Source organism: Arthrobacter sp. 05T47, assembly GCF_056395825.1.
This window is the reverse complement of sequence record NZ_JBFTKG010000002.1, coordinates 166,924-187,931: the sequence shown is the minus strand read 5'-3', so window position 1 is coordinate 187,931 and position 21,008 is coordinate 166,924. Positions and strand designations below refer to the sequence as shown.

At 67.1% G+C, this 21,008-nt stretch carries 22 protein-coding genes and 1 tRNA gene; 16 read left to right on the top strand and 7 right to left on the bottom strand.

Features of this window, described 5'->3' with window-relative positions; translation table 11 throughout:
• Positions 1-112 precede the first annotated feature (112 nt).
• Positions 113-811 (bottom strand): winged helix-turn-helix transcriptional regulator, encoded by a 699-nt coding sequence (locus AC1DEY_RS02975; RefSeq protein ID WP_390203621.1) that lies wholly within the window; start codon positions 809-811, stop codon positions 113-115.
• Between the two features lie 244 nt (positions 812-1,055).
• Between AC1DEY_RS02975 and AC1DEY_RS02970 the strand changes: the two genes are divergently transcribed.
• The 7 genes from AC1DEY_RS02970 (at position 1,056) to AC1DEY_RS02940 (ending at position 7,302) form a co-directional block, all read left to right on the top strand.
• Positions 1,056-1,790: a permease gene (locus tag AC1DEY_RS02970; protein ID WP_476866684.1), complete on the top strand. Its 735-nt coding sequence runs from the start codon at positions 1,056-1,058 to the stop codon at positions 1,788-1,790.
• Positions 1,791-1,957: 167 nt separating this feature from the next.
• Positions 1,958-2,572, top strand: a complete 615-nt coding sequence (locus AC1DEY_RS02965; RefSeq protein WP_441407814.1) for a nitrobindin family protein — start codon at positions 1,958-1,960, stop codon at positions 2,570-2,572.
• 137 nt (positions 2,573-2,709) lie between these two features.
• Positions 2,710-3,387, top strand: coding sequence for a flavodoxin family protein (locus tag AC1DEY_RS02960; protein ID WP_476866816.1), 678 nt, complete (start codon positions 2,710-2,712; stop codon positions 3,385-3,387).
• Between the two features lie 22 nt (positions 3,388-3,409).
• Entirely contained in the window at positions 3,410-4,492 is a 1,083-nt protein-coding gene (gene ygfZ / locus AC1DEY_RS02955) for a CAF17-like 4Fe-4S cluster assembly/insertion protein YgfZ (protein ID WP_476866683.1), read from the top strand.
• Positions 4,489-4,962, top strand: a complete 474-nt coding sequence (locus tag AC1DEY_RS02950; protein ID WP_476866682.1) for an ankyrin repeat domain-containing protein — start codon at positions 4,489-4,491, stop codon at positions 4,960-4,962. Before ygfZ ends, AC1DEY_RS02950 begins: the two co-directional genes overlap by 4 nt.
• Before the next feature lie 109 nt (positions 4,963-5,071).
• Positions 5,072-5,635, top strand: a complete 564-nt coding sequence (locus AC1DEY_RS02945; protein WP_476866681.1) for a PadR family transcriptional regulator — start codon at positions 5,072-5,074, stop codon at positions 5,633-5,635.
• 86 nt (positions 5,636-5,721) lie between these two features.
• The gene (locus tag AC1DEY_RS02940; protein ID WP_476866680.1) at positions 5,722-7,302 is read left to right on the top strand and encodes an MFS transporter; all 1,581 of its coding nucleotides are present in this window, start codon (positions 5,722-5,724) and stop codon (positions 7,300-7,302) included.
• 17 nt (positions 7,303-7,319) lie between these two features.
• Here the strand turns inward: AC1DEY_RS02940 and AC1DEY_RS02935 are convergent, their stop codons facing one another.
• The 5 genes from AC1DEY_RS02935 to AC1DEY_RS02915 form a co-directional block, all read right to left on the bottom strand.
• Entirely contained in the window at positions 7,320-8,030 is a 711-nt protein-coding gene (locus AC1DEY_RS02935; RefSeq protein WP_476866679.1) for a GNAT family N-acetyltransferase, read from the bottom strand.
• Between the two features lie 117 nt (positions 8,031-8,147).
• Positions 8,148-9,173 carry a 6-phosphofructokinase gene (locus AC1DEY_RS02930; RefSeq protein ID WP_018773638.1) on the bottom strand — a complete coding sequence of 342 codons (1,026 nt, stop codon included), beginning with the start codon at positions 9,171-9,173 and terminating at the stop codon, positions 8,148-8,150.
• 178 nt (positions 9,174-9,351) lie between these two features.
• The gene (locus tag AC1DEY_RS02925; RefSeq protein WP_390203610.1) at positions 9,352-9,606 is read right to left on the bottom strand and encodes a PspC domain-containing protein; all 255 of its coding nucleotides are present in this window, start codon (positions 9,604-9,606) and stop codon (positions 9,352-9,354) included.
• 3 nt (positions 9,607-9,609) lie between these two features.
• Positions 9,610-9,873 carry a hypothetical protein gene (locus AC1DEY_RS02920; RefSeq protein ID WP_476866678.1) on the bottom strand — a complete coding sequence of 88 codons (264 nt, stop codon included), beginning with the start codon at positions 9,871-9,873 and terminating at the stop codon, positions 9,610-9,612.
• A 1-nt stretch (position 9,874) separates the two neighbouring features.
• Positions 9,875-11,488 carry a PspC domain-containing protein gene (locus tag AC1DEY_RS02915; RefSeq protein ID WP_476866677.1) on the bottom strand — a complete coding sequence of 538 codons (1,614 nt, stop codon included), beginning with the start codon at positions 11,486-11,488 and terminating at the stop codon, positions 9,875-9,877.
• A gap of 124 nt (positions 11,489-11,612) precedes the next feature.
• On the opposite strand from AC1DEY_RS02915, the gene AC1DEY_RS02910 reads away from it, so the two are divergent.
• Both AC1DEY_RS02910 and AC1DEY_RS02905 read left to right on the top strand, forming a co-directional pair.
• The gene (locus AC1DEY_RS02910) at positions 11,613-13,010 is read left to right on the top strand and encodes an ATP-binding protein (protein ID WP_476866676.1); all 1,398 of its coding nucleotides are present in this window, start codon (positions 11,613-11,615) and stop codon (positions 13,008-13,010) included.
• A gap of 65 nt (positions 13,011-13,075) precedes the next feature.
• Positions 13,076-13,708, top strand: a complete 633-nt coding sequence (locus AC1DEY_RS02905; RefSeq protein WP_390203688.1) for a LuxR C-terminal-related transcriptional regulator — start codon at positions 13,076-13,078, stop codon at positions 13,706-13,708.
• Between the two features lie 83 nt (positions 13,709-13,791).
• Here AC1DEY_RS02905 and AC1DEY_RS02900 read toward each other — a convergent pair whose 3' ends face one another.
• Positions 13,792-15,009 carry a pyridoxal phosphate-dependent aminotransferase gene (locus AC1DEY_RS02900; protein WP_476866675.1) on the bottom strand — a complete coding sequence of 406 codons (1,218 nt, stop codon included), beginning with the start codon at positions 15,007-15,009 and terminating at the stop codon, positions 13,792-13,794.
• Positions 15,010-15,287: 278 nt separating this feature from the next.
• Here AC1DEY_RS02900 and AC1DEY_RS02895 point away from each other — a divergent pair.
• The 7 genes from AC1DEY_RS02895 (at position 15,288) to AC1DEY_RS02865 (ending at position 20,829) form a co-directional block, all read left to right on the top strand.
• Positions 15,288-15,360 (top strand) — tRNA-Trp (locus AC1DEY_RS02895).
• A gap of 79 nt (positions 15,361-15,439) precedes the next feature.
• Entirely contained in the window at positions 15,440-15,724 is a 285-nt protein-coding gene (gene secE / locus AC1DEY_RS02890) for a preprotein translocase subunit SecE (protein WP_441407825.1), read from the top strand.
• Positions 15,725-15,837: 113 nt separating this feature from the next.
• The gene (gene nusG / locus AC1DEY_RS02885) at positions 15,838-16,692 is read left to right on the top strand and encodes a transcription termination/antitermination protein NusG (protein ID WP_476866674.1); all 855 of its coding nucleotides are present in this window, start codon (positions 15,838-15,840) and stop codon (positions 16,690-16,692) included.
• A 129-nt stretch (positions 16,693-16,821) separates the two neighbouring features.
• A complete protein-coding gene (gene rplK, locus AC1DEY_RS02880; protein WP_018773647.1) occupies positions 16,822-17,253 on the top strand; it encodes a 50S ribosomal protein L11 in 432 nt (143 codons plus the stop codon).
• A 184-nt stretch (positions 17,254-17,437) separates the two neighbouring features.
• Positions 17,438-18,145: a 50S ribosomal protein L1 gene (gene rplA, locus AC1DEY_RS02875; RefSeq protein WP_091251962.1), complete on the top strand. Its 708-nt coding sequence runs from the start codon at positions 17,438-17,440 to the stop codon at positions 18,143-18,145.
• A 179-nt stretch (positions 18,146-18,324) separates the two neighbouring features.
• Positions 18,325-19,533, top strand: a complete 1,209-nt coding sequence (locus AC1DEY_RS02870) for a GNAT family N-acetyltransferase (protein WP_476866673.1) — start codon at positions 18,325-18,327, stop codon at positions 19,531-19,533.
• Positions 19,534-19,719: 186 nt separating this feature from the next.
• Positions 19,720-20,829, top strand: coding sequence for a GNAT family N-acetyltransferase (locus tag AC1DEY_RS02865; RefSeq protein ID WP_441407828.1), 1,110 nt, complete (start codon positions 19,720-19,722; stop codon positions 20,827-20,829).
• Positions 20,830-21,008 lie beyond the last annotated feature (179 nt).

Here is a 21,008-nt window from a genome sequence, read left to right as displayed (position 1 = left end):
TGAAGGCCCCGGACTCTGGATTCCAGAGTCCGGGGCCTTCCGCGTTTGGTGCAAATGTCGTTCGGTACCCAAGTGCCCGTTTGCCCGGACGCTTCTGTCTCGGGCGCGCCGGTCAGGCCTCGGTGAGTTCGTCCTCGGGCTGGCGGACCAGGGTCAGGCGGTAGCCCACGTTGCGGACCGTGCTGATCAGGTTCTCGTGGTCGGCGCCCAGTTTGGCGCGGAGCCGCCGGACGTGGACGTCCACGGTGCGGGTGCCGCCGTAGTAGTCATAGCCCCAGACTTCGGTCAGCAGCTGCTGGCGGGTGAACACCCGTCCGGGGTGCTGAGCCAGGTATTTCAGCAGTTCAAATTCCTTGAAGGTCAGGTTCAGCGCGGCGCCGTTGACCCGTGCGGTGTAGCTGGCCTCGTCAATCACGACGCCGGCGGCCCGGATTTCGGTCGGGACATCCTCCTGCTCGGGAACGGCGCGCGCCACACCGAGGCGGATCCGGGCTTCGACTTCTGCCGGGCCGGCGGATTCGAGGAGGATGTCGTCCACGGCCCACGCCGAGGACACGGCAGCCATTCCGCCTTCGGTCAGGATGAGCATCAGGGGAGCGCTGAGGCCGGTGGCCTTGAGCAGTTGGGTGAGGGAACGTGCGCCCACCAGGTCCTTGCGGGCATCCAAAAGGACAATGTCGCAGGGGTCGGTTTCGAGCAGGGCCGTGGGCTCGGCCGGAAGAATGTGCACCCGGTGGTTCAACAGTTCCAGAGCAGGCAGGACGTCCACGGATGTTCCGGTGCTGTTCGTCAAGAGCAGGATGTGCGACATTGTTCCTCCAAGGGGTGTCCGCGCATCATTGGGCGTCTGTGTTGCTGATCATGAGTATACCTAAAGGCCCCTTTCCGGCCATGGTCCCGTCACCTCCGGCCGGTCCATTTGCGACACATACCGTTCATATAGGGCAGGATTGAACAGTCAGGGCCCGCGGCCCGTCGAAATTGAGCCGAGTCGAATTGGGGTCCGCAGTGAGCGAAGGTACGACCATGGCGGGTCTGCCGATGGCGAGCCAACGGTGAAGCCGTGGAGCGTCGGGATCATTGGCCTGGCCGGTCTGGTGGCCATCGTTGCCGGTGCCTATGTCTCTCCTGAGGCCCTCCTTGCCGTCGGGGCCCTCAGCGCCGCCGGCATCGGCATTGGCTGGCCCTATTTCCTTGGCATCCCCGCCAAGAAGACCCTCGCGGTCCTGATTGGCCTGCCCGGCGTCGGGTCGGCGGTGGCGGCGACCTATCTTCCGGCTCCCGGTTTCCTGGACTGGACGCCGTCGTTCATGGCAGTCGGGGTCATGGCCATCTTCGTCATGCAGCTGATCCGGGGCACCGGCCAGGCCCAGCGCCTCGAATCCACCCTGGGCTCGTGCTCGGGGGTCCTGCTGTCCTGCCTGGGTGCCGGCTGGATTGCGAGTTCTCGCCTCAACGGGGTCCGCGAAATGATCCTCGTGGCCGCCATCAGCGCGGCGATCGCCCTGATGGCGGGGCTGATCCGCTGGCCCGACCGGATCGTGGCGCCGCTGGGCATCGTGGCCGCGGGGCTCGCCGGGCCGCTGGCCGGCCTGGTGTTCTCCGACATCGCCGTGATCCCGGCCGCCCTCGTCGGCGTCGTGGTAGGCGCGGTGCTGGTGAGCTTCCGCCGCCTGGTCATTCTCAATGGCGAGGGTCTGACCGTTTGGGCGGCCGTGGGCATGGGCATTGGCCCGGTGTCGGCCGTCGGTTCCCTGGCCTACTTCATAGACAAACTACTCATCTACTAGGCGTTAGGATGGCATCATGTCCGTACTTGCATATGAGATTTTCTTCCTTGTCCTGCTCGGCGTGGCCAGCCTGTCCATGGCGTGGTTTGCCGGCTTTGTCGTGTACCGCCTCTTCAAAGGCCAGAAGTAACACGTTCCAGAACCCGTAGCTTCCAGAGGTAGATGCTGTGCCGATTGAAATCCCTACTGATCTGACCCCCGAAATCGTTCCGCTGTCCTGGCTCATCGGTGAGTGGGAGGGCAGCGGCCGGCTGGGAGCCGGGGACGAGGACTCCGAGCACTTCGTGCAGCACGTCTCGTTCACGCACAATGGCCTGCCGTACCTGCAGTACCGCGCCGAGAGCTGGCTGACCGACGACGAGGGCACCAAGCTGCGTCCCCTGACGGTCGAGACCGGCTTCTGGGCGCTGGAGCGCAAGCAGCGCGAGGAAGACGGCGGCCCCGGCCTGATCCCGGCCGACATCGTCCCCGTGCTCAAGAGCGCCGACGAGGTCGAGGCCCTGCGCAACAGCGACGGCGGCTTCGACATCTCCGTCTCCATCGCCCACCCCGGCGGGATTTCGGAGCTGTATTACGGCCAGATCAAGGGTCCCCAGATTCAGCTCAGCACCGACATGGTGATGCGCGGCAGCCACTCCAAGGAGTACACCGCGGCCACCCGGATCTTCGGGCTTGTCGAAGGGAACCTGCTGTGGCGTTGGGATGTGGCCACGGGCAAGGGTTCGACGGCGGGCGGCGGCTTGGAAGCCCATGCGTCGGCCATCCTCGCCAAAGTAGGCTAACCACACGGTCTCACTGATTTTTCCGTTGTCTGCATCGACCAAGGAGAAACCCCGTGAATGACTCAGCCACCGGTACGGGCGCCGGCACCGACGCCAGCAACGACGCCGGCAAGACCAGCTACGCCGACCTCAAGGCCGTGTACTTCAACGGCACCCTCAAGAAGTCCCCGGATGTCTCCAACACCGAAGGCCTGATCGAGGTCAGCCGCCGGATCATGGAGAAGCAGGGTGTCACCACCCGCGTGATCCGCACCGTGGACCATGACATCGCCAGCGGCGTCTACCCGGACATGCGCGAACACGGCTGGGCCACGGATGAATGGCCGGAACTTTACCCGGCCGTCCAGGACGCGGATATCGTGGTCGTCGCCGGGCCGATCTGGCTGGGGGACAACTCCTCCCAGACCAAGAAACTCATCGAGCGCCTCTACGCCCACTCCGGGCAGCTGAACGCGAAGGGCCAGTGGGCCTACTATCCGAAGGTGGGCGGCTGCCTGATCACCGGCAATGAGGACGGGATCAAGCATTGCGCCATGAACGTCCTGTACAGCCTCCAGCATGTCGGCTTCACCATCCCGCCGCAGGCCGATGCCGGCTGGATTGGCCCCGTCGGGCCGGGGCCGAGCTACCTTGACGAGGGGTCCGGGGGCCCCGAGAGCGATTTCACCAACCGCAACACCACCTTCATGACCTGGAACCTGCTGCACCTGGCMMGGATACTCAAGGACGCMGGYGGCATTCCGTCCTACGGAAATCTCCCCGAGGCCTGGAAGGCCGGCACCCGCTTCGACTTCGAAAATCCGGAATACCGCTAAAGCTAAGGACGTTCCCTTCAGTATGACTATCACTAGCCCCCTGTTGTCGCGCCCGGCCGCCGTTGAAGCCGGCGGCGCCGACGCCGGCGTCGCCGCCCACTACGGCGAGCCGCTCCGGGAGCAGCGGGCGCTGGCCGCCGGCACCGCCGTCGTCGATCTCTCCTGCCGCGGCGTGGTCACGGTCAGCGGACCTGACCGCCTGAGCTGGCTCAACACCCTGTCCTCCCAGCAGCTCACTTCCCTGGCCCCCGGCCAGTCCACCGAGCTGCTGTTGCTGAGCGTCCAGGGCCGGATCGAGTTTGATGCACGCGTGGTGGACGACGGCGCCACCACCTGGCTGATCGTCGAAGGAGCCGAGGCGGCACCCCTGGCCGAATGGCTGAACAAGATGAAGTTCATGCTGCGGGTCGAGATCGCCGACGTCTCCGCCGACTGGGCCGTCCTCGGTTCCACCCGGCGGATCCCGGAATGGACCGGGCTGCAGGTCTGGGAAGATCCCTGGCCGCACGTCGGCGCCGGCGGCTACTCCTATGCGGTAGTGGGCGAGGACGCCCACCCCGGACTGGAGCGGCCGTGGTTCGAGTACCTTGTCCCCGCGGCTGAGCTGGTCGCGACGGTGGGGGACCGTGCCCTCGCCGGCACCCTGGCGTCCGAAGCGCTGCGGATCGCCGCATGGCGGCCCCGGTGGGGCGCGGAAACCGACGACAAGACCATCCCGCACGAGCTCGACCTCCTCCGCACCGCCGTGCATCTGGCCAAGGGCTGCTACAAGGGCCAGGAGACGATCGCGCGGGTCCACAACCTGGGCCACCCGCCGCGGCGGCTCGTGTTCCTCCAGCTCGACGGTTCCCAGCACACCCTGCCGGCGGCCGGCAGCGAGGTGCGCGCAGGCGACCGCAAGGTGGGCTCGGTGACCTCCGTGGCGCAGCACTACGAAATGGGCCCCGTGGCCCTGGCAGTGATCAAGCGTTCGGTCGCCCCGGAGGACGTCCTGACCGTTGTTGACGGCGACGAGCCCTATGCCGCGGCCCAGGAGGTCATTGTGGCCCCCGACGCCGGCCAGGTAGTGGGCCGCCAGACCGGCTTCCTGCGGGGGACCCGATGACCGGTTCTTCCCCGCTGGGTTCTTCGGCACCGGATTCATCGGCACAACAATCTTCCGCCGAGGATTCCTCCGCGCCTGACAACGCGGGAGCGGCGCCCCACGACGAGACGCTGGCGCTGGCCCACGTGCTGTTCGGCGCGGCCCGCGAGGGCAACTCCGAACTGCTGGGCGGCTACCTTGCCGCCGGCGCCCCGGCCACGCTGACCAATGCCTCCGGCGACTCGCTGGTCATGTTGGCGGCCTATCACGGCCACGCCGCCACAGTCCGGCTGATCCTCACGCACGGCGGCGACGCCAACATGCCTAATGACCGCGGTCAGACGCCGCTGGCCGGCGCCGTCTTCAAGGGTTACACGGACGTCGCCCGGGAACTGCTGGCAGCCGGGGCCGACCCCGACGCCGGCACCCCCTCCGCGCGGGCCGCCGCCGAAATGTTCGCCCGCACGGACATCCTGGCGCTCCTCGGCTGACCCGGCCTGCCGTCGGCCGGCGCAGGATTCGGGAACAATTGCGGCCAAATACTCCACGTGGAATAATCGGTGTGGAGTAAGAGCAATTTAGACCGCAGAGGACAGCACCATGGCCCGGGCAACCGCATTGACACCGCTGGGTGTCGCCGCACTTTCCCTGCTCGTGGAGGAACCCATGCATCCCTACGAGATGTACCAGCTCCTGATCGCCCGGCACGAGGACCGGCTGGTCAAGGTCCGGCCGGGAACGCTCTATCACGCCGTCGGGAGGCTCGAAGAGCAGGGTCTCGTCGCGGCAACGGGAACCGACCGGGGAGGCAACCGTCCGGAGCGCACCACGTACACGATCTCGGCAGCCGGCCGCGAGGCGTTCACGACGTGGCTCCAGGACGTGCTCGCCACCCCCGTCAATGAATACCCGTCCTTCCCGCTGGCCATCTCCGAGGCCTACAACCTGCCCGCCGACCTCGTCGTCGAACTCCTGGACCGGCGCCTCCAGGCATTGCGTGAACAGCTCGCCTTCCTGCTCTCCGGTGAGGAACTGCTCAAGACCAAGGGCGTGGACCGCAAGTACTGGGTTGATGTCCTGTACCAGCAGAGCATGATGCAGGCCGAAATCGCCTGGATCGACGGCCTGCAGGACCAGCTCCGCTCCGGCGAACTGCCGTGGTGACGCCCAAGCACAACCGGCGGCCGGACCCTGGCCGCCAACGAAACATCGACCATCCAGCATTCACGCACCAGACCCTAAGGAACCCCATGGAAAACGTAGCCCGGCCATGGCCGGCACTCTGGTCCCTGGTGATCGGCTTCTTCATGATCCTGATCGACACCACCATCGTCTCGGTGGCCAACCCGAGCATCATGAAGGGCCTCAACACTGACATCAACGCGGTCATCTGGGTSACCAGCGCCTACCTGCTGGCCTAYGCCGTSCCGCTGCTCATCACSGGCCGGCTCGGKGACCGCTTCGGSCCGAAGAAGCTCTACCTSKCCGGCCTGGTGGTCTTCACCCTGGCCTCGCTGTGGTGCGGGCTCTCCGGCAACGTCGAGACCCTGATTGCGGCCCGCGTGGTCCAGGGCCTGGGCGCGGCCATGATGACGCCGCAGACCATGGCCGTCATCACCCGGATCTTCCCGCCGGACCGGCGTGGAGCGGCCATGGGCATCTGGGGCGCCACGGCCGGCGTCGCCACCCTGGTCGGACCGATCCTCGGCGGTGTGCTGGTGGACGGCCTCGGTTGGGAATGGATCTTCTTCATCAACGTCCCGGTCGGCATTGCCGGCTTCATCCTCGCGATGCGGTTCGTCCCGACACTGAGCACTCACCCGCACAAGTTCGATATCCCCGGCGTGCTGCTCAGCGCCCTTGGCCTCTTTCTGCTGGTCTTCGGCATCCAGGAGGGTGAGACCTACGACTGGGGCACCATCGTCGGCCCCATCACCGTTTGGGGCCTGATTATCAGCGGCATCGCCGTGCTGGTTGTCTTCGTCCTGTGGCAGAAGTTCAACAAGGGTGAACCGCTGCTGCCCCTGTCCCTGTTCAACGACCGGAACTTCTCGCTCGCCAACATCGCGATCACCACCGTCGGCTTCACCGTCACGGCGTTCACCCTGCCGCTGATCTTCTACTACCAGATCGTCCGCGGCCTGACCCCCACCGAGTCCGCGCTCATGATGGTGCCGATGGCGCTGATCTCGGGCGGCCTGGCCCCCGTCGTCGGCCGGATCATCGACAGAGTCAACCCGAAATTCATCACCGCGACGGGACTGGTCCTGATGTCCGTGGCGTTGTTCTGGAACTCGCTGCTCATGCACCCGGACACACCCATCTGGCTGTTCCTGCTCCCGAGCGCGGTGCTGGGCTTCGCCAACGCGGGCATCTGGGCCCCGCTGAGCTCCACGGTCACGCGTAACCTGCCGCCGCGGCAGGCCGGCGCCGGCTCGGGCGTCTACAACACCACCCGCCAGATCGGCGCGGTGCTCGGCAGCGCCGCGATCGCCGTTCTCATCCAGTCGCGGCTGGCGGCCGAGCTTCCCGCCCGTCCCGGGGCAGGCGGAGATGCCAGCCCCATGGGCTTCGGCGGAGCGCTGCCCGAGGCACTGCGTGAGGGGTTCTCGACGGCGATGGGCCAGTCCATCCTGCTGCCGGCGGCCGTCATCCTGCTCGGCGCCGCCGTGGCGCTCTTCTTCGCCAAACCCAAGCCGGTCCAGGGCTGGGGCGCACCGGACGACGTTGCCGCGTCAGAGGCGGCGGAAGCCGCAGGCATGTCCGGCACGGCTGCCGGCACGGACCAGGCCATCGGCCGAACGGACAACGCTGCCGCGGAGCGGCGCTAGACCGGCCGGCATCCGGGTCAGCCCAGCAGCACGCTGGTCTGGATGCCGCCGGCGGAGAAACCGAGGCTGCGGGCCAGCGCCAGCGACCCCTTGTTGCTGACTTCGGAACGCCACTGCAGCGTCAGCCCGGCGGCTAGGGCCTCGTGGGCGGCTATTGAGGCGGCCAGCTTGCCCAGCCCGCGGCGCCGCCACTCCGGCGCAACCAGCACGCCCAGATGCGCCAGGAGCCCCTCCCATTCGGCGTAGGCCCCGCAGGCCACGGGCGTCCGGCGTCCGTCTTCCACATGCAGGACAGTGAAACGGTGCTCGAGGTCCGCGAGGCCCACCTCGTTGACGTCATCGGGCGGGCAGAACGACTCCAGCTCGATTGCTTCCGGATTCCCGTGCGAGACGGTCAGCTCCTCGGAAGGCTGCTGCAGGGGAAGGTCGTCGGCGAAGAAAAGTGCGGCGGCGCCTAGCCCGTGGCCACCGTGCGCGCGGGTGATGGTCAGAAGCGTCACGTGCTGGGCCAGTTCCTCGTCGGCGAGGCCTTCGGCGGCGTCGAGCGCCCATTGCGGGCCCACCAAGGCGGAGTTGCCGAACAGGCGGACAAACTGCACGGCCCGGGCCGTCTCGTCGGCCCGGGTGAGCCGTACCCCTGCCGCGGCCGCGAAGGCGCCGTCGTCGAACCCCAAGCGGCGCGCCCACGCGAGCTGGACAATTTCAGCGGAACCGGGCTCAAGAGTCATGAAACAACCCTACCCACCGCCGGACCGCGGTTCCGGTCACAGCCAGCAGGCGCAGCCGGCAGACACAGCCTGTGGGCACCGCCCGCGGGCGGTGCGCACGTTGCCCAGGAGACCTCATTAGCCGAAGAGGACTGCGGCCTCGTCATAGCGGCTCTGCGGTACGGACTTGAGGTTGCCCAGGGCGGCGTCGAAGCCCACATGCACAATGTCCGTGCCGTGCAGCGACACCATCGTGCCCCAGCGCTTCTCCACCACCGAATCGATGGCCGCCATGCCCAGCCGGGTGGCCAGGACGCGGTCGAACGCTGTCGGGACACCGCCGCGCTGGATGTGGCCAAGGACCGTCGCGCGGGTCTCGATGCCGGTGCGTGCTTCGAGCTCGGGCGCCAGCATTTCTGCGATGCCGCCGAGGCGGGGGCGGCCAAACGTGTCCAGTCCGCGCTCCGAGTGCGGGGACTCCTGGCCCTCGGGCACGAACCCCTCGGCGACCACAAGCAGCGGGGCACGGCCACGGTCATGGGCGGAGACAACCCACTCGGCGATCTGTTCCATGGAGGCCTTTTGCTCCGGGATCAGGATGGCGTGGGCGCCCGAGGCCATGCCGGCGTGCAAGGCGATCCAGCCCACATGCCGTCCCATGACCTCGGCGATCATGCAGCGGTGGTGGGACTCCCCGGTGGTGCGCAGCCGGTCAATTGCCTCGGTGGCGATTTCCACGGCAGTGTCGAATCCGAAGGTGTAGTCCGTGGCGTCGAGGTCGTTGTCGACCGTCTTGGGCACGCCCACGATCTTCAGGCCGGCGTCGGTGAGGCGCTTGGCGGCGGCCAGGGTGCCCTCGCCGCCGATGGCGATGATGGCGTCGATCCCGAGCCGGTCCATGTTGGCCTTGATGACCTCGGGGCCGCCGCCGTTCTCAAAGGGGTTGGTGCGGGACGTGCCGAGGATGGTGCCGCCCTGCTTGGCGATGCCGCGGACCATGGTGCGGGGGATCTCCACGATGTCACCCTCGACAACGCCGCGCCAGCCATCCTTGAACCCTACGAACTGCTGGCCGTGGACCGCGATTCCCTTGAGGACGGCGCCACGGATGACGGCGTTCAGTCCGGGGCAGTCTCCGCCGCTGGTGAGGATTCCAATTTTCATATCTTGGCTCAAATCCTGGTTTGAAGGGGTACAGGCAGAGCGCCACGCTGAGCTCACCTAGAGTCTAGTGGCGGGTGTGGGGCAGGACACAAACGGTTACAAAAATGCCCCCGCCGTGAAGGCAGGGGCATTTTTGCGTGATGTTGGGCGGGGCCTGTGGCCAGCGTCAGGGTCGGAATCAGGGCCGGGAAGAACGCTTCGAGAGGAAGCTCTGGAGGACGATTGCGTTGCGCTGGTCCGGGAGGAGCAGCCACGCGGCAAGGTAGACCACGAACGCCGGTCCCGGGAGCAGGCTCAAAAGCAGGTAGGCGATCCGGACATAGGCCACATCAACATTGAGTTTGGCGGCGATTCCTCCGCAGACCCCGCCAAGCCAGCGCTGCGGACCACGTTTCAGGCCGAAGCCCCGGATGGTGTCGAAGAATTTATCCATGGTTCAAGACTTCCCTGTTGTGGGGTTCTTGTCACGCCTGCGGGCCGAGACCAGCCCGCCGATGATCAGGGCGGCACCCGCCCCGATCATCAGGAMAATCAGCACGTACGTGCCGTTGAGGGCCACGATGCCGAGGCGGGAAATGATGAGCAGCGCGGCCAGGGCCACCACTATCAGCCCCCAGACCACCGTGCCTACCCGGGCCGGGGAACCGGCCTGTTCAAGGTCCTGCCCAGCGTCGGGCCGGGAGTCGTCATAGCTGCTCATGTCAGTTTCCTTCCTTGATGGTCACGTTGCTCACGGTGCCGGAGACCTGCAGGACCAGCCGGGCGCCCGGCTTCGAGGTGTTGTAATCGCTTTGCTGCTTCGTGATGCCGCCGCGGTCCTGATTGCCGTCGTGGAGGCTCCCCATGGTCATGTCCGCCTGGACCTGCACGGGGACGGTAGTGGGGATGACGACAGTGAGGTTGCTGGCCGTCGCGTCGATCGGCACAACGACGTCGGAGCCCAGCGGCGGATTCAGCGCCAGCTTGGTCAGGTCCACAGTTCCGGCGCCGCCGGTGATCTCGAAGCCGCCGCGGGCCTGTTCAATGCTGGCCGGTGTCCAGTCCGCGTTCTGGAAACGGAACCGGTCCCCGTGCGGAACCACACTGAAGATTCCACCGATCAGCAGCGCCACGACCGCGAAGAAGCTCAGGATCCCGGAGGTCCGGCCCCGCAGCCCTGCAAAGAGGATTCCCAGGCCCAGGATGGCCGCGCCAATAGCCCAGACCAGGGCATTGCCGGCGTCGCCGAGGTCGATCACGTGGGCGGCGTCGAGGGCCTTGATGCCGCCGCCCACCAGGAGGGCGGAACCGACTGTCACGGCAACTGCCGGAGCGCCGGGACCAAGATTACGGGGCGCAGCCGGTGGAGGGGGTGTTGCACCGGGCCCATAGCCGCCGGGGGGAATGGGGCCGGTGGGGCCGGGCGGGATGGAGCCCGACGGCGGAGGCGGACCCCAGACGGGGCCGGCGCCGGAGACTCCCGAGCCGCTGACGGGCTGGCCATAGGCCGGGCCGCCGGACTGGGCGAATCCTCCGGTGGCGAAGCCTGCATCGGATTGCTGACCGGCGTCAGTGCGGGAGGTGCCCGCAAAGGCCGCCGTGCCGGCCGGACTGCTGTAGTCGTAGCGCGTTGGCATGGGAGTGGCTCCGTTCCGGGTCTTGTTGCGTTGGGTCAGGTAGTAGACGAGGTAGATTGCGCCGCCCACCCAGAACACCGTCCAGAGGAAGGCGCCAAAGCCGTAACGGTCCCAGCCCCAGACGCCGGTGCCGAGGCTGGGGAAACCGATGACCGTGGCGATGAGGGAGCCGGTCATGCCGGCCGTCCACCGGCCGGCGGCAGCCTCCTGGACGTGAATGCGGCCGTCAGGCTCTGGCAGCAGTGCCCAGGCCAGACCGTAGGCGAGCACGCCGATTCCGGCGAAGACAGCCAGGACGATCAGGACACCGCGAATGATGAGGGGGTCGACGCCGAGCCGGTGGGCGATGCCGCTGGCCACGCCGCCGACCCACCGGTCCCGTCCCCGGTAGATGCGATGGCCCCGGATCCAGTCGAAGAAGTTCTGGGACTGGGGCGCGGGGAGCGGTCCGTCCGGGGCCGGGTAGAGCCGCGGCGGCTCCGGCTGCTGCCCGCCGGCCGGTCCGGCGTTGACCGGCTCGGAACCGGCCGGCAGGGCGTTGAAAGGCTCGGAGCCGGCCGCAGCGGAGGCAGGCTGGCCCGTGCCGGAAACGTCGGTGTCAGGGTTTTCTGTGCCGGGACGTTCCGTGTCTGGATTGTCCGTGGCCGGCCGGACTGCGGAGGCCGGGCCTTCATCGGGGTGCGGAGTGTGCGGATTCATACTTCGATCCTTCCCGTTCCCGGCGCCGGGCTCTACTGGGGAACACCCTGAATGGTCCCTGAGTGTCCCCCGGCCGGGCCCCGAAACGCGTCCGGGGAACCCCGATCCATGCTTGGATTGATGCATGAGTACCCCGCCCGCCCGCCCGCCGCTGGTCCGCAGCAGCGACCGCGTGATTGCCGGCGTCTGCGCGGGCCTCGCCAACCACCTGGGCTGGCCGGTGCGCATGGTCAGGATCGGCATGGTGGTGGCTGCGCTCGCAGGCGGCGCGGGGGTGGCCTTTTACGCCTGGCTCTGGATCATGGTCCCCACGGCGGACGAAAGCGCCCGGCGCAACGCCCGCCGCCCGGCGTCGCCGATCGCCCCGGCGGTAAGCCTCCCGGACGCCCCCGGAGCCACGGGCACCGCGCGGGCTCCCGGCACGCCCGGAACCCCGGGCAGGCCGGGATCCCGAGGCGCGCGCGGCATGGCACCGCAGGGGTCCTGGTGGTCCAAGGTGCCCGGCATGCCGTTCGGCAAGGAGATCCTGCTGGGCGCCGGCTTGTTGCTGGCGGCCGGGATCCTGATCGCCCGGCTCCTCGGTGTTGACGTCCCGCTGGGCACCCTGATTCCCGTGGCGGCGATCCTGGGCGGTGCCGCGATCGCCTGGATGCAACTGGACGAGACCCGCCGGGCCGGGCTCGTGGACAAGACCAAGGCGGACCAGGCCGGCGGCTGGGCGCGGCTCGCGGCCGGGCTTGCCCTCGTGGTGGCCGGCGTGCTGGTCATGGTGTCCGGCTCGGGGTCCTGGGAACAGACCTGGCTGGCCCTGCTGGCCTCGGTGGCGGTGCTCGGCGGCGTGGCCCTGGTGCTGTTGCCCTGGGGGCTGAAGTTCTGGCGTGACCTGGAGACCGAACGCGCGGGACGGGTGCGCGCCACCGAGCGCGCCGAGATCGCAGCCCACCTCCACGATTCCGTGCTGCAGACGCTCGCCCTGATCCAGCGCCGTGCCGGCAACGAGCACGACGTCATCCGGCTTGCCCGCGCACAGGAGCGCGAACTGCGGGGCTGGCTGTACCGGGATGCCGGCAAGGAGTCCGGCCAGCTGTCTGAGGGCATCATGGCCGCCGCCGCAGAGGTCGAAGACTCATTGGGGCACGCGGTTGAAGTGGTCAGCGTCGGGGACTGCGCCATGACCCAACGCCATGAGGCCCTCGTCCAGGCGGCCCGCGAAGCCATGCTCAACGCCGCCCGGCACGGAGGCGGAGCCGTGTCCGTGTATCTGGAAGTCACCGACGCCGCCGCAGAGGTTTTCATCAAGGACCGGGGCCAGGGCTTCGACCCGGAGTCGGTTCCGCCGGACCGGCTCGGTGTCCGGGAATCGATCATCGGGCGGATGAACCGCCACGGAGGCACCGCCGCCATCATCAGCAGCCCGGACGGCACCGAGGTGCGGCTGCGGCTGCCCGCCGTCGCCACGCCCGCATCTGGCGGACCCGCGGCGGCTGCCGCCAACAACGTCAACGGAGAGGCCAAGCAGTGACCAGCCCAGCACCAGGAACCCCGGCGCACGACAACCAGTCACCAGGAAATGCGGCCCACGTTCGGGTGGTGATCGTCGACGACCACGCCATCTTCCGTTCCGGGCTGAAAGCGGACCTGGACCCGGACATCGTCGTCGCGGGGGAGGCCGGAACCGTGGAAGAGGCGATCGCCGTCATCGCAACGCAGCGCCCCGACGTCGTGCTGCTGGACGTCCATCTCCCGGGCGGCCGGGGTGGCGGCGGGCGCGAAGTCCTGGCCGGCTCGGCGCCGCTGCTGGGCACCACCCGGTTCCTGGCGCTGAGCGTCTCCGACGCAGCGGAGGATGTGGTCTCCGTGATCCGGGCGGGTGCGCGCGGCTATGTCACCAAGACAATCTCCGGCGCGGAAATCAGCGGCGCCGTCCGCCGCGTGGCCGGCGGCGACGCCGTCTTCTCGCCCCGGCTGGCGGGCTTCGTGCTCGACGCGTTCGGCACGGCCCCGGCGGACATCGCCGATGACGAACTGGACAAGCTCTCGGCGCGCGAACTCGAGGTGATGCGCCTCATCGCCCGCGGCTACAGCTACAAGGAAGTGGCCAAGGAATTGTTCATCTCGATCAAGACCGTTGAAACCCATGTCTCGGCCGTGCTGCGCAAGCTCCAGCTCTCCAGCCGCCACGAGCTGACCCGCTGGGCCGCCGAGCGCCGCCTGCTTTAACCCAGCGATGCGCTATCACTTGGGGTCCTCTTGCCGGGGGCAAAGCAACCACAAGTGATAGCGCATCGGGGGTTTGGGGCGGGCTACTTCGCCTTGCCGAGGAAGTCCTGGAGGCGGGCGACGCCTGTGGCCAGGTCCTCGTCGCCGAGGGCATAGGACAGGCGCAGGTACCCGGACGGGCCGAACGCCTCGCCGGGAACCACTGCGACCTCCACCTCATCCAGGATGAGCGCCGCAAGTTCGGCGGAGGTGGCCGGCCGCACCGGACCGTTCGCGGACGGGAATTCCTTGCCCAGCAGCGCGCGGACGTCCGCGTAGACGTAGAACGCGCCCTTCGGCGTCGGGCAGTCAACGCCGTCAATCGCGTTCAGGCCGGCGACGATCGCCTTGCGGCGGCGGTCAAAGGCCACCTTCATCTCGTCGACGGCGGTCAGCGGCCCGGAAACGGCGGCGAGAGCGGCCATTTGGGGAATATTGGAGACGTTCGACGTCGCGTGGGACTGCAGGTTGGTGGCGGCCTTGATGACGTCCGCCGGTCCGATCATCCAGCCCACCCGCCAGCCGGTCATGGCATAGGTCTTGGCGACACCGTTGAGGATGACCACCTTGTCGCCCAGTTCCGGTGCTGCGGTGGCGATCGAGGTGAAGGGCGCGCCGTCGTAGGTCAGGTGCTCATAGATCTCGTCGGTGACCACCCATAGGCCCTTGGACGCCGCCCACTGGCCGATCTCCTTGACCTGCTCCGGGGAGTACACGGCGCCCGTGGGGTTGGAGGGGGAGACGAACAGGAGGATCTTGGTGCGCTCCGTGAGCGCGGCTTCCAGCTGCTCCACTGTGACCAGGTAGCCCTGCTCCGGGCCTGCGAAAACCTCCACGGGCACGCCGCCGCTCAGCCGGATGGCCTCGGGGTACGTGGTCCAGAAGGGGGTGGGAACAATGACCTCGTCGCCCGGATCCAGGAGCGTCGCGAAGGTGTTGTAGACGGCCTGCTTTCCGCCGTTGGTCACCAGCACCTGCGCTGCCGTGGCCTTGTATCCGGAATCGCGGAAGGTCTTGTCCGCGATGGCCTGCTTCAGTTCGGGAAGGCCGCCAGCGGGGGAGTAGCGGTGGTACTTCGGCTGGCTGGCGGCCTCGATGGCTGCCTGCACGATGTAGTCGGGAGTCGGGAAATCGGGTTCCCCGGCGCCGAAGCCAATGACCGGCCGGCCGGCTGCCTTCAGCGCCTTCGCCTTGGCATCGACGGCCAGAGTGGCGGATTCGGCTATGGCGGAAATGCGCCGGGAAATGCGGGCAGAAGACATGGGCGGGTCCGTTCTTCGCTTGCAGCTGGAAGGCTGAATATGGGAATCGACGAAATCTACTCTATGCTGTTCACCGGATCCTCCGGGGTGCCTGAACGCAAATGTGACTGACTGCTGTCAGCCCGTTTGCGCAGGTCCGCAGGGGTCCGGAAGAGGGCCGGTTCGACGTAGGCGCAGTTGTTGCGTAGACTGGTTCTCCGGTGTTGAAAACACGATGATGGTCTGCGCCTCAGGGAAGCCTGGGGAAAAACGTCGGCCGGAGCGGATTTTCGCCCCGAAGGGTAGTGGCGCAATTGGTAGCGCAGCGGTCTCCAAAACCGCAGGTTGCAGGTTCGAGTCCTGTCTGCCCTGCGCATGCTGTTCCGGGAATTCCGGGACCAGCGCAGCAACCATGGTTCAGTTCAGAGCCGGGTATCCGATCATTGCGAGGATGAGTGAGGACCAGGTGACCGAAACAGCTGCCAGCAGCTCCAAAGGCCGCCCCGCCAAGAATGCCGTCAAGCCCGGCTTCTTCGCTCGCATCGCGATCTTCATTCGCCAGGTCATTGGCGAACTGAAGAAGGTCGTCGCACCGACCCGTAAAGAACTGATCAACTACACGCTCGTGGTGCTGGTGTTCGTGACCATCATGATGGTGATCGTCACCCTGCTCGACTTGGCCTTTGGGACCGCGGTCGGCTGGGTCTTCGGCGGCAGCGGCCCCACGGACCGCTAAGGGGACCGGTCCGCAGACTGCGTGGATGCCCCGGGAAACCGGAGGTTCCGCGGAGTGTGCGGAATTGAGTCATTTAAATAGGCATGTTAGGCAATGAGGAAGCAGGAGACCAAGTGTCTGAGCAGGAGCTCGAGGTAACTGAGACTGAGCTGGATAAGCGCCAGGACGCCGCGGTGGAAGCCACGGAAGAGTCCGAGGCCGCGTCTGCTGCGCCCGAATCCGACGTCGCTGACGAGGCCGTAGTCGCGGAAGAAGACGCCGAAGCCGGCGACGCTGAAGATACCGACGCTGAAGATACCGACGTTGAAGACGCCGAAGAATCCGACGAAGATACCGACGCGCTGGCAGCCGCGGCCGCCAAGGCCGAGGTCGACCCTGCCGAGGAATTCAAGGGCAAGCTGCGCCGCCAGGAGGGTGACTGGTACGTCATCCACTCCTACGCAGGCTACGAGAACCGCGTCAAGGCCAACCTTGAGACCCGCATCCAGACCCTGGACATGGAAGATTACATCTTCGAAATCCAGGTTCCGATGGAGGAAGTCGTKGAGATCAAGAACGCTCAGCGCAAGGTCATCAACCGCGTCCGCATCCCCGGTTACGTCCTGGTCCGCATGGACCTGACGGACGCCTCCTGGGGCGCCGTCCGCCACACCCCCGGYGTCACCGGCTTCGTGGGCAACGCCCACAACCCGGTCCCGCTGCGCCTCGATGAGGTCTTCTCCATGCTCGCCCCGGTCTTCGAGGAAGAGCAGGCCGAGAAGGGCAAGCCCGTCAAGCACGCCGCCGCCCAGGTCGACGTCGACTTCGAGGTTGGCGAGTCGGTCATCGTCAAGGAAGGCCCGTTCGAGACCCTCCCCGCCACGATCTCCGAGATCAAGATCGATTCCCAGACCCTCGTGGTGCTGGTATCCATCTTCGAGCGCGAGACTCCGGTCACCCTGGCGTTCAACCAGGTCAGCAAGATCTAGCTGTTCCCACAGAATTCGCCCCGGACTGCCCGCTTAGCAGTCACGGAGCGGCCGGCCGCCTTGCCATGGCGGCCACCAACCTGAGGCACGCTCCTGTGCCCCAGGACGTATTTGAGAGAAGGACCTACATTGGCTCCCAAGAAGAAGGTCACCGGCCTCATCAAGCTGCAGATCCAGGCAGGTGCCGCTAACCCGGCCCCGCCGATCGGTCCTGCGCTTGGCCAGCACGGTGTCAACATCATGGAATTCTGCAAGGCGTACAACGCTGCGACGGAAGCCCAGCGCGGCAACGTTATCCCCGTGGAGATCACGGTCTACGAAGACCGTTCATTCACGTTCATCACCAAGACCCCGCCGGCTGCAGAGCTCATCAAGAAGGCTGCAGGCGTCGCCAAGGGTTCGGCTACCCCGCACACCGTCAAGGTTGCCAAGCTGACCCAGGCCCAGGTCAACGAGATCGCCACCACCAAGATGGAAGACCTCAACGCCACGAGCCTCGAAGGCGCAGCGAAGATCATCGCCGGCACCGCCCGCTCCATGGGTATCACCGTCGAGGGTTAATTCCCGTCCGCTGATGGGCCGGGTTCGGGTACCCGATCACGACGCCGTCAGCACCGCCGGCCAGCCGGCACCACCTAAACATTGAAAAGCGGAATTCCGGAACAGATAATCCAGCCGGGATACCGCCTGTGGCAGGGCCCAGCGCGGTCCGCAGACCACAACTGCACAAGGAGAAATAAGCAGCATGGCAAAGCGCAGCAAAGCATATGAGGCAGCCGCCGCCAAGATCGACGCGGAGAAGTTCTACGCGCCGTTCGAGGCAGTGACGCTCGCCAAGGACACCAACCCGTCCAAGTTCGACGCCACCGTTGAGGTCGCTTTCCGCCTGGGCGTTGACCCTCGCAAGGCCGACCAGATGGTCCGCGGCACCGTCAACCTGCCGCACGGCACCGGTAAGGTCGCCCGCGTCCTCGTCTTCGCAACGGGCGACAAGGCTGAGGCTGCAATCGCAGCCGGCGCCGACTTCGTTGGCTCCGATGACCTGATCGAAAAGATCGCCGCCGGCTGGACCGACTTCGACGCCGCCGTCGCCACCCCTGACCTCATGGGCAAGGTTGGCCGCCTCGGTAAGGTCCTGGGTCCGCGTAACCTGATGCCGAACCCGAAGACCGGCACCGTGACCGCTGACGTCGCGAAGGCTGTCAACGACATCAAGGGCGGCAAGATCGACTTCCGCGTCGACAAGCACTCGAACCTGCACTTCATCATCGGCAAGGTTTCCTTCGACGCCATCAAGCTGGCCGAGAACTACGCGGCAGCACTGGAAGAGGTCCTTCGCCTCAAGCCGTCCGCTTCCAAGGGCCGCTACATCCAGAAGGCCACCGTCGCCACCACGTTTGGCCCGGGCATCTCGGTTGACCCCAACGTCACCAAGGTCCTGACCGAGGTCTAGTCCTCACCGGATCCACGGCGCCACCAGCCCCACGGCGCCTCCAGTTCCAAACGAAAGGCCGTCCCGCACCAGCGGGGCGGCCTTTCGCCGTTTCGGCGCCCGGGAACCCCCGCCGTCCCGGACTCATTAGCCGTCCCGGAGCCCTTGGAGCGGCCGGACTTGCCGGTTAGGCTGTCCCGGTGACTACGCCGTCGTACCTTATCGAGCCCCTTTCCCTGCCTGCAAGCCTTGACGGCGCCCGCGTTGATGCCGACGCAGCGGACTTCCTGGAATTCATGGCACTCTCCGATGAGCTCGTGCTGCAGACGTGGGGCAACCTTGACCGGGCCACGTCCCCGGCAGCGCGTCTTCAGTACTGGCGGGACAGTCCCTACACCCGGGTGCGGCTCTTTTTCGTCCGGGTCGACGGACGCATGGTGGCCAGCTCCTGGGTCCGCTTCGAATTGCAGGASAAYCTCAGCAGCGCGCTTCTGCACGTGAGTGTCCTGGRTGCCTTTACCGGCCGGGGGATCGGCCGGGCAMTGCTGGAGCACGCCGAAGCGGTGGCAGCTGCCGACGGACGGACCATACTGCAGACCTTCACGGAGCACCCGGCCGATTTCGACGTCGACGGCCCAAACGTCATCAGGCCSGCCACGGGCACCGGGGCGCTTCCCGCCGCCGCGCCCGGCGTCCGGTTCGCCGGACRCGCCGGCTACCGCCTCGAGCAGGTGGAACGGTTCAGCTCCCTCGACSTCCCGCCCACSGCGGACCCCAACGCAGAGGACCCCAACACAGCGGACCTCAACACCGCGGACCTCAACACCGCGGACCTCAACACCGCGGACCTGGACGTTCTGGAACGGGATGCCGTGGCCCACGCGGGGGACTACGAGCTCCTGCACTGGTGGGATGCCTGCCCCGAGGAACACGCCGCCGGGCTCGCGGTGCTGATGTCCCGCATGAGCACCGACGCCCCCAGTGGCGCGCTGAGCTACGAGCCGGAGACCTGGGACGTCGCCCGGGTCCGCCACGTCGAGGACATCTGGCGGCGGGCCGGCCAGTCCTCCCTGGTGGCGGCGGCACGGCACCGGGCCACCGGGGAGCTGGCCGCCTACACGGTCCTCCAAACTGAACCGGACAAACCCTGGCTGGCCAGCCAGGACGACACCCTGGTCGCGGCGAACCACCGCGGCCACCGGCTCGGCATGCTCATCAAGATCCTCAACCTGCGCCAATTGCGGGAACAATTCCCTGCGGTGCGGCGTGTGCTGACCTACAACGCCGCGGAAAACGATCACATGCTCAGCATCAACATCGCACTGGGCTTCAAGGCGGCCGGTTACGACGGCGAGTGGCAGCGGACCGCGGCCCCCGCGGGCGCAGCTGGTCGCGGCGGCCGGAACTGACCTCCCGCGGCGGACGGGAAGCCACTGGAGCGAAACCGTCCGCGTCACCAACGGACCCGCGTCACCAACGGACCCGCGTCACCAATGGAAGAGTGGCCCAAACCGGCATATGCTGGCGGTTGAAGGCCCGGTGTGAGCCGGGCCGGACCGATGGTGGATGGCACAACGGCTGGGAAGATGCCCTCTATGGCAAACGAAGTACGGATTGAGCAGCTGTGGATCCCCGATTCCCTTGACGCGCCCGATGCCGCGGATTTTCTGGCCGCCGTCGAGGTGGGAAGAAGAGTCCGGATGCAGACCTGGGGCACCGACGACCTCGCCTATGCGCCGCAGGAGAAGCTCCTCGAGATGGCGGACCCCTACGAACGCCAGGTGATCCTTGTCGCCAAGATCGACGGCGTGATTGTCGGGACGGCGGACATCGCGCTGCCGCTCGTGGACAACCTCGACCTCGCCGAATTCACGCTGGACATCCTGCCCGAATTCCGGCGCCAGGGCGTGGGGCGGCAGCTGCTGGAGGCCGCGGAGCACCTGGCCCGGGACGAGGGCCGCCACACCATCCTGATCGACACCAACCACCCGGGATCCACCCTGAGGGACCCGGAAGCCGAGCAGCTCGTGCCCGGCAGCGGCGTCGGATTTGTCCCGCTGGGAAGCCGCGACGTCGAATTTGCCCGTCACACCGGCTACACCCTGCAGCACATCGAACAGTTCAGTTCCTGCGCACTTCCGCTGGACAGCAAACTCGTCGCCGAACTCGAGGCCGAGGCCGAGGAAGCCAATGGCGGCCGCTACCGCCTTCACCACTGGACCGACCGGTGTCCTGACCAGTGGCTCGAGGCTGTCGCCGCCCTGGAGAACCAGGCAGGCGAGGACGAAGTGCCCGGCCCGGACGCCCAGGAGATGGTGTTCGACGGCGGAATCCTCCGGGAGGCGGAAGAGGTCACCATCGCCCAGGGCCGCCGGACTGTGGTCACCGCCGTCGAGCACATCGCCAGTGGAACGCTCGTTGGCCTGACCACCATCAGCGTCCTGGCGCTGCGCCCGGATGTCGTCTTCCAGGATGACACCGTGGTGCTGCAGGAACACCGCGGCAACAAGCTCGGGCTGCTGATCAAGGTTGCCAACATGGAGCGGCTCAGCGAACAGTTCCCGGACGCCCGTGTCCTGTACACCTGGAACGCCCCGGAGAACCGCTACCTCCTGAAGGTCAACCAGCAGCTCGGATTCACGACGGCGGGCGTCACGGGCCTCTGGCAGAAAGAGCTCCCCGACTTCGGCCCGAGCGTCAGCTGAGGGACAGCGGACTCTTTCGGCCGGGCCTGTCCGGCCCTGTCCGGCGGGCTCCTGCCCGCCCGATTTGGAACCCGCGCCCGGTGTCCCGTAAGCTGGCATGACCAAAGACCGTCGGTTGTTGGAAATCCACTCTCCCAAGCAAGACTCAATTCTGCAGTCGCGCCGGGAGAGCGCAGTGG

What these genes read in the sequence shown, in the direction of transcription:
- AC1DEY_RS02900 (WP_476866675.1), bottom strand. Translation starts at nt 15,009, where the DNA reads ATGTCTTCTGCCCGCATTTCCCGGCGCATTTCCGCCATAGCCGAATCC.
- AC1DEY_RS02945 (WP_476866681.1), top strand. Translation starts at nt 5,072, where the DNA reads ATGGCCCGGGCAACCGCATTGACACCGCTGGGTGTCGCCGCACTTTCC.
- AC1DEY_RS02930 (WP_018773638.1), bottom strand. Translation starts at nt 9,173, where the DNA reads ATGAAAATTGGAATCCTCACCAGCGGCGGAGACTGCCCCGGACTGAAC.
- secE (WP_441407825.1), top strand. Translation starts at nt 15,440, where the DNA reads ATGAGTGAGGACCAGGTGACCGAAACAGCTGCCAGCAGCTCCAAAGGC.
- AC1DEY_RS02915 (WP_476866677.1), bottom strand. Translation starts at nt 11,488, where the DNA reads ATGAATCCGCACACTCCGCACCCCGATGAAGGCCCGGCCTCCGCAGTC.
- AC1DEY_RS02925 (WP_390203610.1), bottom strand. Translation starts at nt 9,606, where the DNA reads ATGGATAAATTCTTCGACACCATCCGGGGCTTCGGCCTGAAACGTGGT.
- AC1DEY_RS02935 (WP_476866679.1), bottom strand. Translation starts at nt 8,030, where the DNA reads ATGACTCTTGAGCCCGGTTCCGCTGAAATTGTCCAGCTCGCGTGGGCG.
- rplA (WP_091251962.1), top strand. Translation starts at nt 17,438, where the DNA reads ATGGCAAAGCGCAGCAAAGCATATGAGGCAGCCGCCGCCAAGATCGAC.
- AC1DEY_RS02910 (WP_476866676.1), top strand. Translation starts at nt 11,613, where the DNA reads ATGAGTACCCCGCCCGCCCGCCCGCCGCTGGTCCGCAGCAGCGACCGC.
- AC1DEY_RS02865 (WP_441407828.1), top strand. Translation starts at nt 19,720, where the DNA reads ATGGCAAACGAAGTACGGATTGAGCAGCTGTGGATCCCCGATTCCCTT.
- AC1DEY_RS02950 (WP_476866682.1), top strand. Translation starts at nt 4,489, where the DNA reads ATGACCGGTTCTTCCCCGCTGGGTTCTTCGGCACCGGATTCATCGGCA.
- ygfZ (WP_476866683.1), top strand. Translation starts at nt 3,410, where the DNA reads ATGACTATCACTAGCCCCCTGTTGTCGCGCCCGGCCGCCGTTGAAGCC.
- AC1DEY_RS02975 (WP_390203621.1), bottom strand. Translation starts at nt 811, where the DNA reads ATGTCGCACATCCTGCTCTTGACGAACAGCACCGGAACATCCGTGGAC.